The 3,731-nt window shown below is 69.0% G+C and carries 4 protein-coding genes; all 4 read right to left on the reverse strand.

Annotated features, from left to right (window positions below; genetic code table 11):
* Positions 1–641, reverse strand: a 641-nt coding sequence (locus PKE99_RS37110) for a TetR/AcrR family transcriptional regulator (protein WP_271214981.1), incomplete at its 3' end; no start/stop codon positions are given.
* Positions 642–768: 127 nt separating this feature from the next.
* Positions 769–1,635 carry an SMP-30/gluconolactonase/LRE family protein gene (locus tag PKE99_RS37115; RefSeq protein WP_037054138.1) on the reverse strand — a complete coding sequence of 289 codons (867 nt, stop codon included), beginning with the start codon at positions 1,633–1,635 and terminating at the stop codon, positions 769–771.
* A gap of 43 nt (positions 1,636–1,678) precedes the next feature.
* Positions 1,679–3,340, reverse strand: a complete 1,662-nt coding sequence (locus PKE99_RS37120) for an AMP-binding protein (RefSeq protein ID WP_271214982.1) — start codon at positions 3,338–3,340, stop codon at positions 1,679–1,681.
* Positions 3,337–3,731, reverse strand: a 395-nt coding sequence (locus PKE99_RS37125; RefSeq protein WP_271214983.1) for an acyl-CoA dehydrogenase family protein, incomplete at its 5' end; no start/stop codon positions are given. The genes PKE99_RS37125 and PKE99_RS37120, both read right to left, overlap by 4 nt.

Below are 3,731 nucleotides of genomic sequence, written 5' to 3' on the forward strand. Positions count from 1 at the left end.
AGCTCGCGCCGCCCGGTCGGGGGCCGGTCAACCGGACGCAGACCGTCATGAGCCGGTTCCTGCGCGGGAAGGCAACCAACCACTCGGATGCCTGCCTGCAAGAGGAGGTCTGCGAGGCGGGTCGACGCCAGGCTCGTGTCGTAGTGCCCCGGGCTGGTCACGAGGCCGACGACTGCCCAGCTGCGCAGCTCACGCAGGAAGGGGTCGAGATCGGGACGGGCCGGGGCGATGCTGAGGGCATCGACCCGATCGGCGATCCAACGCGTGCGCGCCCGCACCGCGGCGTAGTCGTCAGGGCCGAGATGACGGGCTTCGCGTTGCCACAACAGCGAGAGGCGCAGGCTCTGCAGGGCAGTCTCGATGAGCATGCGAAGCCCTGATGCCAGGTCTGGAGGTGGCGTGTCTCCGAGCGAGGTGAGGGTCTCGATGAGCCGGCTCTGATCTTGGTGCACGACATGGGACAGCAGGGCCTGCTTGTTCGCGTAATGCCGGTAGAGGGCTCGGGCCGTGATGCCACTGGCCTGAGCGATGTCGTCCATCTTGACCGAGTGGAAGCCTCGAGCCGCGAAGAGCGCGCTGGCCGCCTCCCCGATGTCGGCACGTCGGGTCTTGGGCCGCTTCGCGTGTGCGCCGGTCGTCATGCCTGCGCTACTCATTCTCTCCTCCTCCCCGTGCTGCGGCCCGCGCGACATCCTAGTCCGTGGTGATCTCGGGCCGGGTTGCCGAGTGGATGTGGCGCCCGGCAACCCGGCCGAGGTCTCATGCGGTCTACGCAGGATCGACGCCGCTACGACCGACGGAGGCAGTGAGAACCGCTCCGTTCGAGCGACCCTCGTGGAACTCCTCGAGCGTGGTCGTGTTGCACATCAGGTAGAGCACGTCGAGTCCTGAGCCTCCGAACGCGCAGGCAATAGCCCAGGTGCCGGGGGTGGGGACGTGGTCGGTGATCGTGCCGCCTTCGAGCACCCGGTAGAAGCCGCTCTCGTCCCCGGGGGTGAGGGCATTGCCGAACCAGACGCCGCCGTCGCTGTCCAGCGCGATGCCGTCCGGGTGGAAGCTGTCGGGCAGTTGCGCCCAGAGCCGCAGGTTCGACAGAGATCCGTCCGCAGCCACGTCGAAGGCGCTGATGCGATGGGTGAAGGTCTCGGCCAGCAGTAATGTCCGGCCGTCCGCGGTCAGGGCGGCGCCGTTGGGGAAGAGCACCTCCCCGGGAACGCGCCGCACGTGCCCCTCGGGGTCGACGTGCGCCAGGTTGGTGGTGCGGGGGTCCTCGGTGCCCAGGGCGAAACCGAAGTTGCCCACGTAGGCATGTCCGGACGGCGACACGAGCATGTCGTTGCCGAGTCCGGTGGCGATGTCGCTGAAGTCCGCGTACTCGGTGGTCGTTCCGTCGGGAGCGATCCGCAGGACCTTGGCGGTGGCCTGGGAGACGACCAGCACGGAGTCGTCGGCGAGAAATCCGAGGCCCGATGGGGAGCCGTCGACCTTGGCGACGGTCTGGTAGCTGCCGTCGTCGTCGAAGCGGAGTACCTGCTGGGCGAAGAAGTCGCTGGCCCAGAGGTGGCCGGCGTGCCAGCGAGGGGCCTCCAGGAACTGGTGCCCCGCCGAGAACGGGTTGGTTGGATGGATCTTCATTGTTCCTCCTGGTTCCTGACGGGCTGTCACGGTCGGGCCCGTGTTACCGGGTCGGTTCCGCTGTCGGGGGGCAGCGACGGAGTCGGTCGCGCAGCTTGAACTTCTGGACCTTGCCGCTGGCGGTGCGAGGTAGCTCATCGACCAGGACGAGGTATTCGGGGAGCTTCTGCATGGCCAGGCGATGGTGCTCGCGCAGCCAGGTGGTGAGCTCGTCGAGATCGACCTCCACCCCCGCTTCCGGGACGACGACGGCGCAGGCCCGCTCGACCAGCACCGGGTCGGGGACTGCCACCACCGCGACGTCGGCGACCTTGGGGTGCTCGAAGAGGCGGTCCTCGACCTCCTTCGCGCTGATGTTCTCCCCGCCGCGGATGATGATGTCCTTCTGGCGGCCGGTGATCTCGACGTAGACCTCGCCGTCGACGACCGGCAGCTCCCCGGTGCGGAACCAGCCGTCCGGGGTGAAGGCGTCGGCGTTCAGGGCGTCGTCCAGGTATCCGACGAACAGTTCCGGACCCCGCACGAGCAGGTGCCCGGGTTCGCCGGGGGGCACCGGCCGGTCCTCGTCGTCGACCACGACGACCGGCGCCTGGCCGATCGCACGCCCGTCTGTGCGTGCGCGCTTGTCCGTCGGGTCGGAGAGGTTGCTGCTGGTGGCGGTGGGGAACTCGGTGGAGCCGTAGACCCGGCTGACCAGGCAGCCGAGCTCGTCCGTGGCCCGGTGTACGAGCTCGGGGGGCACGTCCGCGCCCCCGCAGGCGAAGACGCGCAGCGTGCGGGTCGCCTCGGGTGTGCGGGCCGGATGGTGAACCAGGCCGTGCAGGAACGGGGTGGCGGCCACCATGAACGTGCATCCGTGGCGCTCCATCAGCTCCAGCCCGGCGCCAGGTTCCCAGACATCCAGGAGCACCACCGCACCGCCGAGCATGAAGGGGAGCTGCAGGCCGTAGAGGACACCGGTGATGTGGGTGACCGGGGACGGCATCAACACCACGTCCGAGCTCGTCAACCCGAAGAACTCGATCATGCTGCGGTTCTCGTAGTCGAGGGTGTTGTGCGTGTGCAGGGCACCCTTCGGGCTCGAGGTCGTGCCGGATGTGTACAGCAGTAGCGCGATGGCGTTCGCGTCGTCCGCGGCCTTCCCGCCCGCTCGGGCCTGCGCCGGGGCCGCCCTGGCCAGGAAGGCGTCCAGACCGATGACACCGTCCTCGGAGGGAGCGTCACCGACCACGACCACGGTCGCCAGGTCCGGGAGCTCGTCCCGTATGTCGCGGAGCATGCTGGGGAAGTCGAAGCCCCGGAAGGCCGCCGGGACGAAGACGATCTCCGACTGCGCCTGCCGCAGGATGAACGAGACCTCGGAGTGCCGGTAGATCGGGATGATGGGGTTGCTGACGGCGCCGAGACGAAGCGTCGCCTGGTGCAGGACCACGGCCTCGGCCCAGTTGGGGAGCTGCCAGGAGACCACCGTGCCGAGCCCGACACCGTGGTTCCGCAGGGCCGTGGCCCAGCGGTCGACCTCACGGTCGAGGGCGCCGTAGCTCCACAGGTTCCCGCGGTCGACGAGGGCCAGGCGATCCGGGTGCTGTGCGGCCCGCTCTCTCAGGTAGGAGTCGACGCGGGTCTCCTCCCAGAGGCCGGGCGCGGTATAGGCGGCGACCAGATCGGGTCGGGGACGGTACCTGCCGGGCGCGGTGACTGTCATGACGTGCTCCGGGGCTCGGCGAGCTGCGGTCCGGTGAGCAGGTTGTCCCCGATCCGGTGGGTGAGCTCCTCGTGGTCGCCGTACCAGGCGCGCAGCGCGAGGGCGCGCTTGTAGTACAGATGCAGATCGGTCTCGGTGGTGAAGCCCGTGCCGCCGTGCATCTGAATCGCGCTCTCACAGACGCGAACCGCCGCGTCCGCTGCGTAGGCCTTGGCGACGGCCGCGAGCATGAGCAGCTCGTCCGCGCTGCTCGATGTGGCGTCCTCCAGGGTGACGTCGCAGAGGTTGCGCAGCGAACTCGCCAGCGCGTACATGTCGGCAAGGGTGTGCTTGACTGCCTGGAAGGCGCCGATCGGACGACCGAACTGCTCTCGGACCTGCACGAACGAGG

Origin of the sequence: Pseudonocardia halophobica, assembly GCF_027922425.1 — a bacterium.
Lineage (GTDB): Bacteria > Actinomycetota > Actinomycetes > Mycobacteriales > Pseudonocardiaceae > Pseudonocardia > Pseudonocardia halophobica.